The following is a 17,826-nucleotide window of genomic DNA, read 5'->3' on the forward strand; positions in this document are numbered from 1 at the left end:
GTACCATCCTGCACAGTGAATGTTAATCTGACTTGAGACCCTATCTATGACTGCACGTGTGATTGCCCTGGATCTGGACGGTACCCTTCTTACCCCCAAAAAAACGCTGCTACCCTCCTCGCTGGAAGCGCTGAATCGCGCGAAAGAAGCGGGTTACCAATTGCTTATCGTCACCGGTCGCCATCACGTTGCTATTCATCCGTTTTATCAGGCACTGGCGTTAGAGACGCCTGCAATTTGCTGTAATGGTACTTATTTGTATGATTATCATGCAAAAAAGGTGTTAGAAGCCGATCCTATGCCAGTCGATAAAGCACAGCAACTTATCGCTATGCTGGATGAATATCAGATTCACGGCCTGATGTATGTGGATGACACCATGATGTATCAATACCCCACCGGGCACGTTATCCGCACCAGTAACTGGGCGCAGTCTTTGCCGGAAGCGCAGCGTCCGTCGTTTACGCAGGTGGATTCGCTGGCGCAGGCCGCCCATGATGTGAAAAACGTCTGGAAATTTGCCCTGACGGATGAAGACCTGCCGAAGCTGCGAAAATTTGGTGAGCAGGTCGAGGCGTCATTGCAGCTGGAATGCGAATGGTCCTGGCACGATCAGGTGGACATCGCACGCCAGGGCAACAGCAAAGGTAAACGTCTGACTCAATGGGTTGAATCGCAAGGATTATCGATGAAAGATGTTATCGCGTTTGGTGATAACTTTAACGATATCAGCATGCTGGAAGCCGCTGGAATGGGTGTAGCGATGGGTAATGCCGACGACGCGGTGAAAGCGCGCGCCAACGTGGTAATCGGTGATAACACCACTGACACCATCGCCGAATTTATCTATACCCGCCTGCTGTGATCAGGCGGTAATCGAAACGCTCTTGATTTGCGCATAGAGCCATTGGCCTGGCTTCACCGCCAGGTCATCCCTCGCCCACGGGCTGATTCGTGCCCACAGCGTTCTGCCGCTGACGTCTAACTGCACTTCCACTTGCCCATTATTGTCGTAACACTGCACCACTTTGGCATGCAGCACGTTGCGGATACTGGTGTGCGCGGAAGGCTGGAGCACCAGCGAAACATCCGTCGCCTGAATGCGCACGCGCGCGGAGGCCTGAAGCGGGCGTTCGAGTTTATTCACCCACAAATGCTGATCGCCGAGCGCCAGCGCGGTCATCGCATAATGCGGATGATGTTCCAGCACCGTGACGCGTAAAATCGAACTTTGCTGATCCTGCGGCAGCCAGGGATGCATCACGCTGCTGCCCCATACTTCCTCCAGGTTGCCGAAGGCTTTGACCTGTCCCGCTTCCAGCACCAGCACTTTATCCGCCAGATGAAGAATTTCATCCAGCGAGTGGCTGACGTAAAGCATCGGGATGTTAATCTCGCGCGCCAGGCGTTGCAGATACGGCAGCAGCTCGCGTTTACGCGGGATATCCAGCGAGGCGAGAGGTTCATCCAGCAGCAAAAGTTCCGGCGCGGTGAGCAGCGCCCGACCAATCGCCACGCGCTGTTTCTCGCCGCCGGAGAGGCTTCCCGGCAGACGGTCGAGCAGTGCTTCAATCCCCAGCAGCGCCACCAGTTTATCAAACTGGCTCTCCATGCTTTTAGCCATGCCGTAACGCAAATTTCCGCGCACTTTATAGTGTGGGAAAAGCCGCGCATCCTGGAAGACATAGCCGACACGACGTTTCTCCGGTGCCAGACAAATGCCCTTTTCGACATCATTCAGCACGCGACCATTAAGCACAATGTGGCCTTTCTCGGGGCGAGTCAGACCGCTAATGGCGTTAATTAGCGAGGTTTTCCCCGCGCCGGATACACCGAACACGGCAGTGATCCCACTGGCGGGCAGCGATTCATGAATAGTCAGGCAGTGCGTGCCCAGCGTTTGGCTAAAATTCAGTTCCAGCATGCTTTACGCCCCAATCCGTTGACGGCTCACGCGCGCCAGCCATTCCGAAATCATCAGGGAAATCAGCGCCAGCACAATCGAGATAAGACACAGCCTTGCCGCCGCGCTTTCGCCGCCGGGCGTTTGAATCAGGGTGTACATGGCGGAAGGAATGGTGCGCGTTTCGCCAGGAATATTGGAGACGAAGGTAATGGTGGCCCCGAACTCGCCCAGCGAGCGGGCAAACGCCAGCACGGTGCCGACAATAATACCGGGTAGCATCAGCGGCAGCGTAATGGTGCAGAACACGCGCCAGCGCCCCGCGCCCAGCGTTCTTGCCGCCTGTTCCAGTTTGATGTCTACGCCTTCCAGCGCCAGACGAATGGCGCGCACCATCAGCGGGAAGGACATCACCGCGGCGGCCAGTACCGCGCCGCGCCAGCTAAAGGCGAAGGTCAAACCGAACCAGTCATACAGCCTGGCGCCGATAAAACCACGTCGCCCCATCGCCACCAGCAATAAATAACCGACCACCACCGGCGGTAGCACCAGTGGCAGATGAAGTAATCCATCGAGTAACGCTTTGCCGGGGAAGTTACGCCTCACCAGCAGCCAAGCAAAGAAAATCCCAAAGGGCAAACTGAATAACACCGCCAGAGATGACACTTTCAGGCTCAGCAACACCGCCTGCCATTCGGGATCCGTCAATATCATTGTTTTGTGGTAAATCCGTAACGTTTAAAGATGGCTGATGCCTGCGGCCCTTGCAGATAGTCGTAGAACGCGGTGACGGTGGCATTTTTATGACCGTCGATAACCGCCAGCGGGTATTCCACTTTCTGGTGGGAATCTTCCGGGAACGTACCGACCACTTTCACGCCTTTGCTGGCAACGGCATCAGAACCGTAGACGATACCCAGCGGCGCTTCGCTGCGCTCAACCAGCGCCAGTGCACCGCGCACATCTTCAGCCGGGGCCAGTTTTGGTGACAGGGTATCCCAGGCACCCAGTTTTTGCAGCGCTTCTTTCGCATAAATGCCCGCTGGAACGTGATCCGGGTCGCCCACCGCCAGACGTCCGCCGCTCAGCAGTTGGGTCCAGTCGGTTTTGCCATTAATGGTAATATCGCCCTGCGCGCTGGCTTTAGGTGCAACTACGACCAGGCTATTGCCCAGCAGCGTTTTGCGCGTGGCCGTATCAATCGACTTTTTATCTACCGCGTAATCCATCCATTTCTGGTCGGCAGAGATAAAGAGATCTGCCGGCGCACCGGCTTCAATCTGGCGCGCCAGCGTAGAAGAAGAGGCAAAAGAGGAGACGACATCCACGTTCTTCTCTTTTTTATACTCTTTCGCAATATCCTGCATTGCGTTCGTCAGCGATGCCGCAGCGAAAACGGTGATTTTGCCATCATCCGCCAGCGCATGACCTGCCACTGAAAGCGCAAGCGTTGTTCCCGCAACCAAACGTAACCATGAACCTGCCATTTGAAACTCCTGTAAATATCGTTGTATAGCGACAAATATAGCGACAAGCCAGATCGTTTCCTAGCGTTAATTCATTACGTTTAAGGGGTATTATCGGCAAACAGGCGGGAAGCTTGAAAGCAAAACGCCCGGTAAAGACCGGGCGTTGGGGTAAATCAATGGTTCTGCGGGCGGTTATCTTTGTGGCCGACGCCAGAAAAGATGTTGAACACTTCACCGAGTCCGTAAATCGCCCCCATAATGATAGCCATTACGATAGGCACCATGATTACGGCAAAAACCAGACTTTTCAGCAGTTCTAACATGGTTTACTCCAGACATTACGTTTACCTTATTGTAACCATCTTCAGGAGAAAAACACTCCCTTTTGTGCGATGCGCTTTGCCCTTGCCGCCATTTAAGTCACAATAACCCTTTTTTCAGGACGTTCTTTATGCAGGCAGAAATCCTCCTCACCCTTAAGCTTCAGCAACGTCTGTTTGCCGACCCACGCCGCATCTCGCTGTTGAAACAAATCGCGCAGACCGGCTCTATCAGCCAGGGCGCGAAGAACGCCGGCATCAGCTATAAAAGCGCCTGGGATGCCATCAATGAGATGAATACCCTGAGCGAGCAGGCTCTGGTGGATCGCGCCACCGGCGGGAAAGGCGGCGGCGGCGCGGTGTTAACACGTTACGGCCAGCGTCTGATTCAGCTTTACGACCTGCTGGCGCAAATTCAGCAAAAAGCGTTCGACGTGCTGAGTGATGATGACGCCCTGCCCCTCGATAGCCTGCTGGCCGCGATTTCCCGTTTTTCCCTGCAAACCAGCGCCCGCAACCAGTGGTTTGGTACCGTGACCCGTCGCGACCACCAGCAGGTGCAGCAGCATGTGGATATTTTGCTCGCCGACGGCGAAACCCGTCTGAAGGTTGCCATCACCGCGCAAAGCGGCGAGCGCCTTGGGCTGGATGAAGGTAAAGAAGTGCTGGTCCTGCTGAAAGCGCCGTGGGTCAACGTTACGCGCGATCCGTCACAGGCCCGTGATGCGGATAATCAGCTGGCCTGTCGTATCAGCCACATCCAGCTCGGCACCGAACAGTGTGAAGTGCTGATGGCGCTCCCGGACGGGCAGACGCTGTGCGCTACCTTGCCGCTGGAGAAAGCCACGGAACTGGAAGAAGGGGCCCATGTGACAGCATATTTTAACGCTGACCGCATCATTCTCGCCACGTTGTGCTGATGCCATTGACAACATGATGTGAAAGACGTATCCCTGATAAAAATCGCTGCAAAAAATGGGATACACAATGTCATCATTGCAAATTTCGCAAGGCACGTTTCGTCTTAGCGACACAAAAACGCTGAAAATTGAGCACCTGACGCTGCATGCCGGTGAAAGCTGGGCGTTTGTCGGCAGCAACGGCAGCGGCAAATCGGCCCTCGCCCGTGCGCTGGCGGGGGAACTTGCACTGCTTTCCGGTTCGCGCGAGTGTCAGTTCACGCGCATCACCCGCCTCTCTTTCGAACAATTGCAGAAACTGGTGAGCGACGAATGGCAGCGCAACAATACGGATTTGCTCAGCCCCGGTGAGGATGACACAGGCCGCACCACCGCAGACATTATTCAGGATGAGGTCAAAAACGCCACGCGTTGTGCGGCGCTTGCCGACCGTTTTGGCATCAGCCATTTACTGGAAAGGCGCTTTAAATATCTGTCGACCGGTGAAACCCGCAAAACCCTGCTGTGTCAGGCGCTGATGGCAGAACCTGATTTACTGATCCTCGATGAACCGTTTGACGGTCTCGACGTTGCCTCCCGCCAGCAGCTGGCGCAGCATCTCGCCAGCCTCAGTGAAGCCGGTTATACGCTGGTGCTGGTCCTCAACCGCTTTGATGATATCCCCAATTTTGTGCCGTTTGCCGGGGTGCTGGCCGACTGTACGCTCAGCGAAACCGGCGAGAAAACCGCGCTGCTGGCGCAAACGTTGGTTGCTCAACTGGCACACAGCGAAAAGCTATCTGGCATGGCCTTACCCGAGCCTGACGCCCCTTCTGCGCGGTTGTCCCTTGCCGACGATGAAGCACGCATTGTGCTGCGCGATGGCGTCGTCTCCTATAACGATCGGCCCATTATCAACCACCTGAGCTGGACCGTTGCGCCAAATGAGCACTGGCAGATTGTGGGGCCTAACGGCGCGGGGAAATCCACGCTGTTAAGCCTGGTCACCGGCGATCATCCCCAGGGTTATAGCAATGATCTCACCCTGTTTGGCCGACGTCGCGGCAGCGGGGAAACCATCTGGGATATCAAAAAACACATTGGCTACGTGAGCAGCAGCCTGCATCTTGATTATCGCGTCAGCACCACGGTGCGTAACGTCATTCTTTCCGGCTATTTTGACTCCATTGGCATCTATCAGGCGGTATCGGATAAACAGCGCAAACTGGTCGATCAATGGCTCGCGATTCTCGGTATGAATGCGCGTACCGCCGATGCGCCCTTTCACAGCCTGTCGTGGGGCCAGCAGCGCCTGGCGCTGATTGTCCGCGCCCTGGTCAAACATCCTACGCTACTGATCCTCGACGAACCGTTGCAGGGGCTGGACCCACTCAACCGCCAGGTGGTGCGCCGCTTTATCGACGTGTTAATCAGCGAGGGGAAAACGCAGTTGCTGTTTGTCTCACACCATGCGGAAGATGCCCCAGACTGCATTACCCATCGGCTGGAATTTATTGCCGATGGCGAGGGGTACCGCTATCAGTTAGGTAAAATATAAATATCAGGGCCCCAATTGAGGGGCCCGAATTATATATAAAGAGAACCTTAATCCTGCATTAACAAAAACTAAAAAGTGAAAAGCTAGCGCCCGGAATAAAATCCCGGTGCTCGTTTATTTTTTAGCGCTGACAATGAGGTCGGCTGTGTTACTTACAGGAAAATATATGAATCTGTCGTTTAGACTTCCCCGTACACGTTGCGTATTTCTCAGTTTTCTTTTGGCATTATCTTTTCAGGTTTTTGCGGATAATCAATCTGAACCGCAGCAGGCCGAAGACCCCGCAGAGATTGCCTTTGCCGCGATGCAGCGTGTGGCGGTTCCCGGCCCGGCGACCATCCCATTGGGCAAAAAAGCCTCTATACAATTACCCAAGGACTATGTCTATTTCCCACCGAAAGAGTCGTCCGTATTTATGACTGAACTGGGAAATTACGTTGACGATGAAAATTTTTATGGTTTGGTTTTCCATAAAAACATCGATGGCTTTATTTCTATCGATTATGACAACTCCGGTTATATCAAAGATGATGATGCGAAAGACTGGGATGCCGATGAATTACTCAGCAGCCTGCGCGAAGGCACAAAAGAAGGCAATAAAGACCGTGTGAAAAAAGGGATCCCGGCCATTGAAGTCATTGGCTGGGTTGAAAAACCAAGCTACGACGCCGCGACTCACCGTCTGATTTGGTCTGCCGCCTTAAAAGACATTGGCAGCAACGTGCCCGTGAAAGAGCAAGGTGTGAATTACAATACCTATCTGCTGGGCCGTGAAGGTTATTTCGAGCTAAACCTGATTACCGATCGTGGTAGCGTGGAGGCCGCCAAGCCTCTGACGAAAACGCTGCTTAACGCCGTGAACTTTAACGAAGGTCAGCGTTACAGCGACTATAACGCCAAAACCGATAAGCTGGCTGAATATGGCCTGGCGGCGTTGATTGGCGGGATTGCCGCGAAGAAAATCGGCCTGCTGGCGATGATTGGTATCACCCTGCTCAAGTTCTGGAAACTTGCCGCCATTGCCGTGGTCGCTTTCGGCGCCGGGCTGAAGCATCTGGTATTCCGTAAAAAATCTGACGAGTAATTCGCCTTCCCCCTGCTGCGCCGGTGTGGCTTTACTGCACTGGCGCAACATCAAGCTGTTCCACAAAAATTTCACCGCACATTTTTAAGATTTATACGATTAAGCATAACCAACTGAAAATAAAGAATTAATAATGAGATCCACTTTCATGCGTTTAGTGTAAACGATTCCACTAATTTATCCCATGTCACACTTTTCCCTTCTCTGGTATGCTATCTTCATTACATACCATATGCCTAATGGAGCGAAAAATGAGAGTACTGGTTACGGGTGGTAGCGGTTACATTGGAAGTCATACCTGCGTGCAACTGCTGCAACAGGGCCACGATGTCATCATTCTTGACAACCTGTGTAACAGCAAACGCAGCGTCTTACCGGTGATCGAACGTCTGGGCGGGAAACAGGCCACGTTCGTGGAAGGCGATATTCGCGATGAAGCATTGATGACCACGATCCTGACCGATCACGCCATCGAGGCGGTGATCCACTTCGCGGGCCTGAAGGCTGTTGGCGAGTCGGTGCAAAAACCGCTGGAGTATTATGACAATAACGTCAACGGAACACTACGACTGGTTTCCGCCATGCGTGCCGCGAATGTCAAAAACTTCATTTTCAGCTCCTCCGCTACCGTTTATGGCGACCAGCCAAAAATCCCTTACGTTGAAAGCTTCCCAACCGGTACCCCTCAAAGCCCGTACGGCAAAAGCAAACTGATGGTTGAACAAATCCTGACCGACCTGCAAAAAGCGCAGCCGGAATGGAGCATTTCGCTGCTGCGTTACTTCAACCCGGTAGGCGCACATGCGTCTGGCGACATGGGTGAAGACCCGCAGGGCATTCCAAATAACCTGATGCCGTATATCGCTCAGGTTGCCGTTGGCCGCCGTGAATCACTGGCGATTTTCGGCAACGACTACCCCACGCCTGACGGTACCGGCGTGCGCGACTACATCCACGTGATGGACCTCGCCGACGGCCATGTAGCGGCAATGGAAAAACTGGCGAACAAAGCCGGTGTGCATATCTATAACCTCGGTGCTGGCGTAGGCAGCAGCGTGCTTGACGTGGTCAACGCCTTTAGCAAAGCCTGCGGCAAACCGATTAACTACCATTTCGCTCCGCGTCGCGATGGCGACCTTCCGGCCTACTGGGCCGATGCCACCAAAGCTGACAAGGATCTGAACTGGCGCGTAACCCGTAATCTCGATGAAATGGCGCAGGACACCTGGCACTGGCAGTCCCGTCATCCTCAGGGATATCCAGACTAAGGATTTGTGATGACGCAATTTAACCCCGTCGATCATCCCCACCGCCGTTATAACCCTTTAACGGGACAGTGGATTTTAGTTTCACCGCATCGCGCAAAACGCCCCTGGCAAGGGGCGCAAGAGACAGCGTCAAAACAGACGCTGCCCGCGCACGATCCGGACTGCTTTTTATGCCCGGGCAACACCCGGGTGACGGGCGACAAAAACCCCGACTACACCAGCACTTATGTTTTTACTAACGACTTCGCCGCGCTGATGACCGACACGCCTGATGCGCCGGAAAGCGACGATCCGTTGATGCGCTGCATGAGCGCGCGCGGCACCAGCCGCGTGATCTGCTTCTCTCCGGATCACAGCAAAACGCTGCCGGAATTAACGCTACCCGCGTTGCAGGACGTGGTGAAAACCTGGCAGGAGCAAACCGCCGAACTGGGGCAAACCTACCCGTGGGTTCAGGTCTTTGAAAACAAAGGCGCGGCGATGGGCTGCTCTAATCCGCATCCCCACGGTCAAGTGTGGGCCAACAGCTTCCTGCCAAATGAAATCGAACGTGAAGATCGCCTGCAGCGCGCCTATTTTGCCGAGCAGGGTTCCCCGATGCTGGTTGATTACGTTCAGCGCGAGCTGGCCGACGGCAGCCGAACCGTTGTAGAAACCGAACACTGGCTGGCCGTGGTCCCTTACTGGGCGGCATGGCCGTTCGAAACGCTGCTGCTGCCGAAAACGCATATCCTGCGCATCACCGACTTAACGGATGCCCAGCGTGATGATTTGGCGCTGGCGCTGAAAAAACTGACCAGCCGCTACGACAACCTGTTCCAGTGCTCCTTCCCCTACTCCATGGGTTGGCACGGCGCGCCGTTTAATGGCGAAGAAAATGCACACTGGCAGCTGCACGCGCACTTCTATCCGCCGCTGCTGCGCTCCGCCACCGTGCGTAAATTTATGGTTGGCTATGAAATGCTGGCAGAAACCCAGCGCGATCTGACGGCAGAACAAGCCGCCGAGCGCCTGCGCGCGGTCAGTGATATCCATTTTCGCGAGTCCGGAGAATAACAATGAGTCTGAAAGAAAGAACACAATCCCTGTTTGCTGAAAAATTTGGCTACCCTGCAACCCACGTCATTCAGGCACCTGGTCGCGTTAACTTGATCGGCGAACACACCGACTATAACGACGGTTTTGTGCTGCCCTGCGCCATTGATTACCAGACGGTAATCAGCTGCGCGCCGCGTCAGGATCGCACCGTTCGCGTGATCGCCGCCGATTACGATAACCAGACCGATGAATTCTCTCTGGACGCGCCGATTGTCACTCATGACACGCAGCAGTGGTCTAACTATGTTCGCGGCGTGGTGAAACATCTGCAGAAACGCAACGCAGGCTTCGGCGGCGCGGATCTGGTGATCAGCGGTAACGTGCCGCAGGGCGCGGGCCTCAGTTCTTCCGCCTCGCTGGAAGTCGCCGTCGGCACCGTGTTCCAGCAGCTGTATCATCTGCCGCTGGATGGCGCGCAGATTGCGCTGAACGGTCAGGAAGCCGAGAACCAGTTCGTAGGCTGTAACTGCGGTATCATGGACCAGCTGATTTCCGCGCTGGGTAAAAAAGATCATGCGCTGCTGATTGACTGCCGCTCATTGGGTACAAAAGCGGTCTCCATGCCAAAAGGCGTGGCAGTGGTCATCATCAACAGCAACTTCAAACGCACCCTGGTCGGCAGCGAGTACAACACGCGCCGCGAACAGTGTGAAACCGGCGCACGCTTCTTCCAGCAGCCAGCCCTGCGTGACGTGACGCTGGATCAGTTCAACGCGGTTGCCAGCCAGCTTGACCCCATCGTTGCGAAACGCGTGCGTCACGTGTTGACCGAAAACGCCCGTACCGTAGAAGCCGCAGAAGCGCTGGAAAAAGGCGACCTGCAACGCATGGGCAAACTGATGGCGGAATCTCACGCCTCTATGCGTGACGACTTTGAAATCACCGTACCGCAAATCGACACCCTGGTTGAGATCGTGAAAGCCACCATTGGCGACAAAGGCGGCGTGCGAATGACCGGCGGCGGTTTCGGCGGCTGTATCGTGGCACTGGTACCAGAAGAGATGGTGGATGCCGTACAGCAGGCCGTGGCTGACCAGTATGAAGCGAAAACCGGCATTAAAGAAACCTTCTACGTCTGCAAACCTTCACAAGGAGCTGGACAGTGCTAACCGAAACGCCAACCCTGGCCCCTGATGGCCTTCCCTATCGCCTTATCACTCTGCGCAATGCGCAGGGTGTGGTGGTAACGCTTATGGACTGGGGCGCCACGCTGCTCTCCGCTCGTATTCCGCTGGCGGATGGTTCTATTCGCGAAGCGCTGCTGGGCTGTGCCTCGCCGGAACAGTACAGCCAGCAGGCCGCCTACTTCGGCGCGTCGATTGGTCGCTACGCTAACCGTATCGCCAAAAGTCGCTTTACGCTGGATGGTAAAACCTATGAGCTGACTCCAAGCCAGGGCGAAAACCAGCTGCACGGCGGCACGGAAGGGTTTGATAAACGTCGCTGGGCTATCAGCAATCAGAATGATACCCAGGTGCTGTTCACGCTGACCTCCGACGATGGCGACCAGGGTTTCCCGGGTACGCTCAACGCCTCAGCACTTTATCGCCTGACGGAAGATAACCGTATTTCTATCGAGTATCGCGCAACGGTCGATAAAGCCTGCCCGGTGAATATGACCAACCACGTCTACTTCAACCTGAACGGCGAACAAAGCGACGTGCGTAGCCACAAGCTGCAACTGCTGGCGGATGCCTACCTGCCGGTGGATGAAATGGGAATTCCCCATGATGGCCTGAAAGACGTGGCTGGCACCAGCTTCGATTTCCGTAAGCCGAAGGCTATTTCCGCCGATTTCCTGGCCGACGGCGATCAGCAGAAAGTAAAAGGTTACGATCATGCCTTCCTGTTACAGGCGAAAGGCGATGCTTCTCAGGTTGTCGCCCACCTGTGGTCGCCGGATGAGAAATTGCAGATGAAGGTTTATACCTCCGCCCCTGCTCTGCAATTCTATTCCGGTAACTTCCTCGACGGCACCCCATCGCGCGGCAGCGAACCTTATACCGCGTGGCAAGGTCTGGCGCTGGAAAGCGAATTCCTGCCCGACAGCCCGAACCACCCGGAATGGCCACAGCCCGACTGTGTGCTTCTGCCGGGCGAAGAGTATGTCAGCCTGACGGAATATCAGTTTATTGCCGATTAACCGCCGCAGACCGGATGTCCCCCTGATATCCGGTCGTTATTTTTTGCGCATTTTGCTGGATTTAGCGTCAACTACCGACAAATTCACAACCCTGCATTCACAACCACCTTACACTCAGCCGCTATTTTCGCTATGGTTATGCATAAGCGTTGCCGTCGAGTCGATCGTGGCAATATAATGAGAATTGTTATCATTCAAATAAAGCTTGAGGAGTGAGAGTATGGCTGTAACTAAGCTGGTACTGGTTCGTCACGGTGAAAGTCAGTGGAACAACGAAAACCGCTTTACCGGTTGGTATGACGTTGACCTGTCAGAGAAAGGCGTTGGCGAAGCGAAAGCGGCCGGTAAACTGCTGAAGGCTGAAGGCTACACCTTCGATTTTGCTTATACCTCTGTGCTGAAACGTGCCATCCATACGCTGTGGAACGTACTGGACGAGCTGGATCAAGCGTGGCTGCCGGTTGAGAAATCCTGGAAACTGAACGAACGTCACTACGGCGCGCTTCAGGGTCTGAACAAAGCGGAAACCGCAGCAAAATACGGTGACGACCAGGTGAAACAGTGGCGTCGTGGTTTTGCCATCACCCCGCCAGAGCTGACCAAAGATGACGAGCGCTATCCGGGCCATGACCCGCGTTATGCCAAACTGACCGACAAAGAGCTGCCGGTGACCGAAAGCCTGGCGCTGACCATCGATCGCGTTGTGCCATACTGGAACGAAACCATTCTGCCGCGCATTAAAAGCGGTGAGCGTGTGATCATCGCCGCTCACGGTAACTCTCTGCGTGCGCTGGTGAAATACCTGGATAACATGGGCGAAGAAGAGATCATCGACCTGAACATCCCAACCGGCGTTCCGCTGGTGTATGAGTTCGACGAAAACTTCAAACCGATTAAACATTACTATCTGGGCAATGCTGACGAAATCGCTGCGAAAGCGGCAGCCGTTGCGAACCAGGGTAAAGCGAAGTAATTCGCCACAATCGGGCAGCTACGGCTGCCCGATTATTTTTCTATCACCCCATCCAGAATCACCTGCGCTTTTCCCTGCGAACAACGTTCAATTCGCCCGCGTACGCCGTAGACTTCGGCCAGACTTGCTGAGGTAATGACTGTTTCCGGTGCGCCGCTGGCAATCAGTTTGCCCTGTTTCAGCATCAACACCTGCGCCGCATGGCGTAGCGCAATGTTAATATCGTGAACGACAACCAGTGTGACCATATTACGCGTCTGCGTCTGGCGTTGGATCACGTCCATTACGTGAAACTGATAGTTGAGATCGAGGGCACTGAGCGGCTCATCCAGCAGTAAAAGCGAGGGGCGACGGATCAGCGACTGCGCTAGTCCCACCAGCTGTTTCTGTCCACCAGAGAGTTTTTCGAGATAATGCATCGCCAGATGCGAAATCCCTAACGCTTCCAGTAGGCCGATAGCCTGCGTTTGGTCCGGTTCACCTCCCGATGCACGTTGGGCGACAATCACCGACTCCAGCACTTGTAAATGCACGCCCTGAGGTAAAGATTGCGGCAAAAACACCACCTTATCCGCCCGCTGGGCAAATGGTAGCGTCAGCAAATTTACGCCATCTAATCGTGCCTCACCGCTGGCGCGGTTAAGCCCGGCCAACGCACGCAGGAGCGTCGATTTTCCACAGCCGTTCGGGCCCAATAAAATTGTCACCTCCCCACGCCTTAGAGTTGCTACATTCAGATTCTCAATAATTTGTCGTTTTGCGTAGCCTGCATTCAGCCCCTCTATCGTTAGCCCGCTCATGACATATTTCCCCGATGACGCATCACGATACTTAAAAAGAACGGCACACCTACCAGCGAAGTAACAATACCGACGGGCAGGATCACACCAGGAATAATATTCTTCGATGCTATTGATGCCAGCGACAGCACCAGCCCGCCCACCAACACGCTGCCCGGTAAATAAAAGCGGTGATCTTCTCCCAGTAACAGACGTGCAATATGCGGCGCAACTAACCCGATAAAACCAATCGGCCCGACGAACGCCACTGAAAGTGCCGCCAGCAGGCTAATGCGCAGCAACGAACCCAGCCGCAACCGGCGAACATCTATCCCAAAACTCATCGCTCTTTCTTCACCCAGTCGTAACGCTGTGAGTTGCCAGGCGCGATACATCGACCACGGCAGGACAATCGCCATCGCCGCCCCCAGTACCGCCAGTTTTTCCCAGGAGGCACGGGCCAGACTACCCATCGTCCAGAACACCAGCCCCTGTAACGTATCTTCATCGGCAACGAACTGCATGATGGACACCAGCGCATTGAAGGTGAAAACCAGTGCGATACCAAACAGCACCACGCCGGAGGTGGGCACGCGCGTCCAGCGCGTCAGGGTATCGAGTAACAGAGCTGACAGCAGGGCAAACAGAAAAGCATTTGCCGGAATAAACCAGCTCTCTGGCACACCGGGAATACCGATGCCCAGCACGATAGCCAGCGCAGCGCCAAAGGCCGCTGCCGACGACACGCCTAACGTAAACGGGCTGGCAAGCGGATTGTTGAGGATAGTTTGCATCTCTGCGCCCGCCAGCCCCAACCCCATGCCCACTAACAAGGCCATTAGCGCATACGGTAGACGAATATCCCAGACGATAACGCGCATACCGGTCGTGGCATCAGCAGGATGTATGAGCGTTTGCACAAGTGACTGGAGCGAGAGACCGGACGGGCCAAGAGTGAAATCCAGCAGCAATGAGGCAATAATGGCGATCAATAGCGCCGCCAGCATCGCCAGACGCTGATAAAGCACCTGTCGGTAGCGATGCTCAACCGACAGATGATTTTCCATAACAGTCATCGTATTTATCCCGTCTCAGCGCGGCGGATTCAGCACATCGTTCACCTGCGCCTCACTTAGCGTCAGGCCAAAAAAGCGCTGATAAAAATCACGTGTTTCTTTACGCATATCGACGTCCGTGAAGCGATCAGGGTAGAGCGTTTTTGCCAGCCACAGGAATTGCAGCGCCTCTTCACTCGTCTCACGACACCACCAGAACATTCCTTTCGGATTGACGTACACACGATGATGAATGACCGCATCAACGCTGGCCCACTGGGGAGAGGTCAAAATAGTATCGGCATCACGCTTGTTCATCGCCACAATCACCGCCGGGTTAGCCGCAACGATTTTTTCCAGCGCCACTTCACCTGAACGATTCTGTTTGCCACTGCCAAACCAGTTTTCGGCGATGTTTATTCCCCCCGCGAGATCGATCCAGTCCTGATTCAGCGACGGACGGCCGGTTGTCGTCAGCGGGTTGCCCATGCTGTGGTAGAGCGACACGCGCTGAGATGCAGGGAGATCCTTCAGACGCCCGGCAACCAGCGTCACATTGTGGTCAAAGTAGCGTTGATAGGCCTGCGCTTTTTGTTGTGCATCCGGCCCCAGCACTGCTGCCGTCTGCTGCACGCGATGGGTCAGCGCCTGCATGGAATTTGCTTCAAACGCCAGCACCTGCACACCCGCCTGTTTCAGAAAATCCTGCTGAGGCACCACCATGTTATGCGGCACAAACAGCATATCTACACCCAGCGAAATAATTTGCTCCGGGTTAATTTCGTGACCGCTGTTCACGCTCACTACCGGCACATTTTCAATGCGCGGCAGGCTCTGGCGAAACAGAGGGATTTTTTTGGCAATCATCGAGGTGCCAACAATGTTATCGCCGTAGCCCAGCATAGTGATAATGGTGTTCTGCGCAGGCCACGGCGAGGCAATACGCACCTCCTTGTGCGTATTTTCTGCGTGCAGGCTGGCTGCCAGAAACAGCGCCAGCACCGGAATAAAATGAGAAAGCTTCATCATCTGTCCGTTAGAAATCAAAGGTCACGGAAGCGCGAACTTCACGGCCACTGCCGATAAACGCGCTCGGGGAGCCGTTATCGCCATCGGTGCCTGACGGGAAGATAGACGCCCAATAATGTTTATCAAACACGTTGTTCACCACCACGCGGAAGGTCGTCGGCACGTTACTCACTTTGGTGGAGTAACGCGTGCCCAGATCCCAGGTGGTGTAACTGCTGGCATAAGACGTGTTGGTGTCGTTCGCCGCGCGTTTACCGGTGTAATGAACATTGGCGCTATACACCCACTGCGGCATCGACGGCAGGCTGTATTCTGCCAGCAGGTTAGCCTGCACTTTCGGCACGCCGACAACCTGTTTGTCCTGGGTGGCAGAACTGGCAGTATCTTTCAGTTTCGGATCGAGGAAGGTAACGCCGCTGTAGATATTCAGCCCCTGCCATACGTTTCCGGACGCGGTCAGTTCCAGGCCGTTGTTAACCTGATTCCCCTGCTCTTTATAGACATTATCCGTGTCGAGATAGGCGAACGGACGTTCCAGGCGGAACAACGCCGCGCCCAGGTTCATCCCGGCAACGTCAGATTTCAGCCCCACTTCATACTGTTTACTGCGATAGGGGTCGAGCGTCTGACCTGCGTTTTTCACGCTATCGTCCGTGGGTGCTGTCCCGCCCTGTTCCAGCGAATCGGCATAGCTAACGTAAGCCATGGTGTTAGGCGTAATTTTGTACATCAGCGCCACGTTCGGGCTTAAACCGTCTTCATCCACCTGACTGGTTTCATTGCCATGCTTATCGTAGTTTTTAGTCTGCAACCAGCTCTGACTCAGGTAGAACATTGCTGACCACTGAGGAGTAAAGGTCACTGTGTCACCAAGTGTGATGCTCTGCTGAGTGTTCACACTGGAACGATAGCGCGGTCCGCCAGTTCTGATTTTGCCATCGCCCTGTTCTTCCATGCCGTCCGGGTTGTACATATTGGTGGTGCCCCAGCTGTAGCTGGAACCCGTGCCTTTCGCACTGTACAGCGACCAGACATAACCGGTAGTAGAAAGAGAAAGGTCGTGACCGATAGATCCGGTATCGATATGGCCGTTCAGCCCGGCGGTGTTGCTCAACACACGGAAACGCCCGGCGGCGGTAGAATCCTTCATTGAGCGTGAGATATCGCCCTGGCTGTTGAGGATTTTGCTGGAGACGCTACGCATTGCACGGTCGGCTTGCTGCCAGCCCACACCTGCATTCATTGACCAGTCATCGTTAAAGTAGTGAATCAAACGTGTGCTGATGGTATCGGTCGTCAGGTCGTTACCTGCCGTACTCAGTGCCAGATTTTTATCTTTTGGATTTGGCGCGGAAGGCAGCTTGACGTTCGGGCCGTAGCTAAAGCTGCCAGCATAGCCTTTCTGAATAAACTCATAGTGGCTGGCATCCAGTTGTAACTGTGTACCCGGCTGAATATTCCAGTCGAGTGCCACGGAAACCAGCTTGCGGCGCAGCGTGCTGTCATCAACATTGCCCTCGCCTTCCTGATCCAGCAGGTTGACGCGGTAACCAAAGCGTTTTTCATCATCAAAATGACCGCCCAGATCGGCATGACCCGTGAATGCGCTGCGGCTTTGGTAACCGAGCGTGACTTTGCGCAGCGTCTCTTCGGTTGGGCGTTTCGCCACAAAGTTAAACTGCCCTGCCGGGCTTGCCGGGCCATACAGCGCCCCGGTCAAACTATTGAGCACATCCATACGTTCCAGCATTTCAACCGGAAACGCCGTTGTCGATACCACGTTCAACCCGTCAAGACGGCTGTTTGCAACCACGCTCCCCTGCATACCGCGGCTTTGCGGGCGGCCGACATCCATCCCGCCACGCGCCTGCATCTGCGTACTCGGAGAATATTTCAGCATCTCACTGACGCTTTGCGCCTGCTGATTTTCAATCATCTCTTTGGTGACGGTGGTGGAAGAATACGGTGTATCAACCCAGGATTTAGTCCCCAGCGGGCCGACATCAATATCATTCGTTTTGAACCCCGCTCCGGCAGCAGAATCAGTTGTATCAGCCGCAGTGTTACCGGTGACAACCATTTCATCTTCAGTAGTGGAACTGGACGCGGCATGCGCGTGAAGCGGTGCCAAAGACGCTAATGCTGGCAGAAGCGCAGCAAGTGTTATTTGAGTTTTCATGTATCATTAGTCGTTATATAAAACTCTATATTACGATCGAGGGATACAAATATTTATGATCAAGATCAC

General features: G+C 54.5%; 17 protein-coding genes. 9 read left to right on the plus strand and 8 right to left on the minus strand.

What is annotated here, in order from left to right:
- The first annotated feature begins 46 nt into the window (after positions 1–46).
- Positions 47–865, plus strand: a complete 819-nt coding sequence (locus tag G163CM_RS10405) for a pyridoxal phosphatase (RefSeq protein WP_231828107.1) — start codon at positions 47–49, stop codon at positions 863–865.
- Here the strand turns inward: G163CM_RS10405 and modC are convergent, their stop codons facing one another.
- The 4 genes from modC to G163CM_RS10425 form a co-directional block, all read right to left on the minus strand.
- Positions 866–1,924 carry a molybdenum ABC transporter ATP-binding protein ModC gene (gene modC, locus G163CM_RS10410; RefSeq protein WP_231828108.1) on the minus strand — a complete coding sequence of 353 codons (1,059 nt, stop codon included), beginning with the start codon at positions 1,922–1,924 and terminating at the stop codon, positions 866–868.
- Between the two features lie 3 nt (positions 1,925–1,927).
- On the minus strand, positions 1,928–2,617 hold the full coding sequence (modB, locus tag G163CM_RS10415; RefSeq protein WP_231828110.1) for a molybdate ABC transporter permease subunit: 690 nt from the start codon (positions 2,615–2,617) through the stop codon (positions 1,928–1,930).
- On the minus strand, positions 2,614–3,390 hold the full coding sequence (modA, locus tag G163CM_RS10420; protein ID WP_231828112.1) for a molybdate ABC transporter substrate-binding protein: 777 nt from the start codon (positions 3,388–3,390) through the stop codon (positions 2,614–2,616). Before modA ends, modB begins: the two co-directional genes overlap by 4 nt.
- A 155-nt stretch (positions 3,391–3,545) precedes the next feature.
- Entirely contained in the window at positions 3,546–3,695 is a 150-nt protein-coding gene (locus G163CM_RS10425; protein WP_015965278.1) for an AcrZ family multidrug efflux pump-associated protein, read from the minus strand.
- A gap of 128 nt (positions 3,696–3,823) precedes the next feature.
- Here G163CM_RS10425 and modE point away from each other — a divergent pair, with 128 nt between their 5' ends.
- The 8 genes from modE to gpmA all read left to right on the plus strand — a co-directional run bounded on the left by modE (position 3,824) and on the right by gpmA (position 12,715).
- Complete coding sequence (gene modE, locus G163CM_RS10430; RefSeq protein ID WP_231828113.1) at positions 3,824–4,612, plus strand: molybdenum-dependent transcriptional regulator; 789 nt, start codon at positions 3,824–3,826, stop codon at positions 4,610–4,612.
- A gap of 67 nt (positions 4,613–4,679) precedes the next feature.
- A complete protein-coding gene (modF, locus tag G163CM_RS10435; protein ID WP_231828114.1) occupies positions 4,680–6,149 on the plus strand; it encodes a molybdate ABC transporter ATP-binding protein ModF in 1,470 nt (489 codons plus the stop codon).
- Between the two features lie 172 nt (positions 6,150–6,321).
- On the plus strand, positions 6,322–7,233 hold the full coding sequence (locus G163CM_RS10440; RefSeq protein WP_420851441.1) for a DUF2167 domain-containing protein: 912 nt from the start codon (positions 6,322–6,324) through the stop codon (positions 7,231–7,233).
- Positions 7,234–7,484: 251 nt separating this feature from the next.
- Positions 7,485–8,501 (plus strand): UDP-glucose 4-epimerase GalE, encoded by a 1,017-nt coding sequence (galE, locus tag G163CM_RS10445; RefSeq protein ID WP_231828117.1) that lies wholly within the window; start codon positions 7,485–7,487, stop codon positions 8,499–8,501.
- A gap of 9 nt (positions 8,502–8,510) precedes the next feature.
- Positions 8,511–9,557, plus strand: coding sequence for a galactose-1-phosphate uridylyltransferase (galT, locus tag G163CM_RS10450; RefSeq protein WP_231828119.1), 1,047 nt, complete (start codon positions 8,511–8,513; stop codon positions 9,555–9,557).
- Between the two features lie 2 nt (positions 9,558–9,559).
- Positions 9,560–10,708: a galactokinase gene (galK, locus tag G163CM_RS10455; RefSeq protein ID WP_231828120.1), complete on the plus strand. Its 1,149-nt coding sequence runs from the start codon at positions 9,560–9,562 to the stop codon at positions 10,706–10,708.
- On the plus strand, positions 10,702–11,742 hold the full coding sequence (gene galM / locus G163CM_RS10460) for a galactose-1-epimerase (RefSeq protein ID WP_231828121.1): 1,041 nt from the start codon (positions 10,702–10,704) through the stop codon (positions 11,740–11,742). Before galK ends, galM begins: the two co-directional genes overlap by 7 nt.
- Positions 11,743–11,962: 220 nt before the next feature.
- Positions 11,963–12,715, plus strand: coding sequence for a 2,3-diphosphoglycerate-dependent phosphoglycerate mutase (gpmA, locus tag G163CM_RS10465; protein WP_015965286.1), 753 nt, complete (start codon positions 11,963–11,965; stop codon positions 12,713–12,715).
- Between the two features lie 32 nt (positions 12,716–12,747).
- On the opposite strand, the gene G163CM_RS10470 is transcribed toward gpmA, so the two are convergent.
- The 4 genes from G163CM_RS10470 to G163CM_RS10485 are packed head-to-tail and all read right to left on the minus strand — an operon-like array spanning position 12,748 to position 17,757.
- On the minus strand, positions 12,748–13,515 hold the full coding sequence (locus tag G163CM_RS10470; RefSeq protein WP_231828122.1) for an ABC transporter ATP-binding protein: 768 nt from the start codon (positions 13,513–13,515) through the stop codon (positions 12,748–12,750).
- The gene (locus G163CM_RS10475) at positions 13,512–14,570 is read right to left on the minus strand and encodes a FecCD family ABC transporter permease (protein WP_231828123.1); all 1,059 of its coding nucleotides are present in this window, start codon (positions 14,568–14,570) and stop codon (positions 13,512–13,514) included. The genes G163CM_RS10470 and G163CM_RS10475 overlap by 4 nt, the downstream gene beginning before the upstream one ends.
- A gap of 15 nt (positions 14,571–14,585) precedes the next feature.
- On the minus strand, positions 14,586–15,575 hold the full coding sequence (locus G163CM_RS10480) for an ABC transporter substrate-binding protein (RefSeq protein WP_231828124.1): 990 nt from the start codon (positions 15,573–15,575) through the stop codon (positions 14,586–14,588).
- Positions 15,576–15,585: 10 nt separating this feature from the next.
- The gene (locus G163CM_RS10485; RefSeq protein WP_231828125.1) at positions 15,586–17,757 is read right to left on the minus strand and encodes a TonB-dependent receptor; all 2,172 of its coding nucleotides are present in this window, start codon (positions 17,755–17,757) and stop codon (positions 15,586–15,588) included.
- Between the last annotated feature and the right edge of the window lie 69 nt (positions 17,758–17,826).

Origin of the sequence: Pseudocitrobacter corydidari (genome assembly GCF_021172065.1) — a bacterium.
Classification (GTDB): domain Bacteria; phylum Pseudomonadota; class Gammaproteobacteria; order Enterobacterales; family Enterobacteriaceae; genus Pseudocitrobacter; species Pseudocitrobacter corydidari.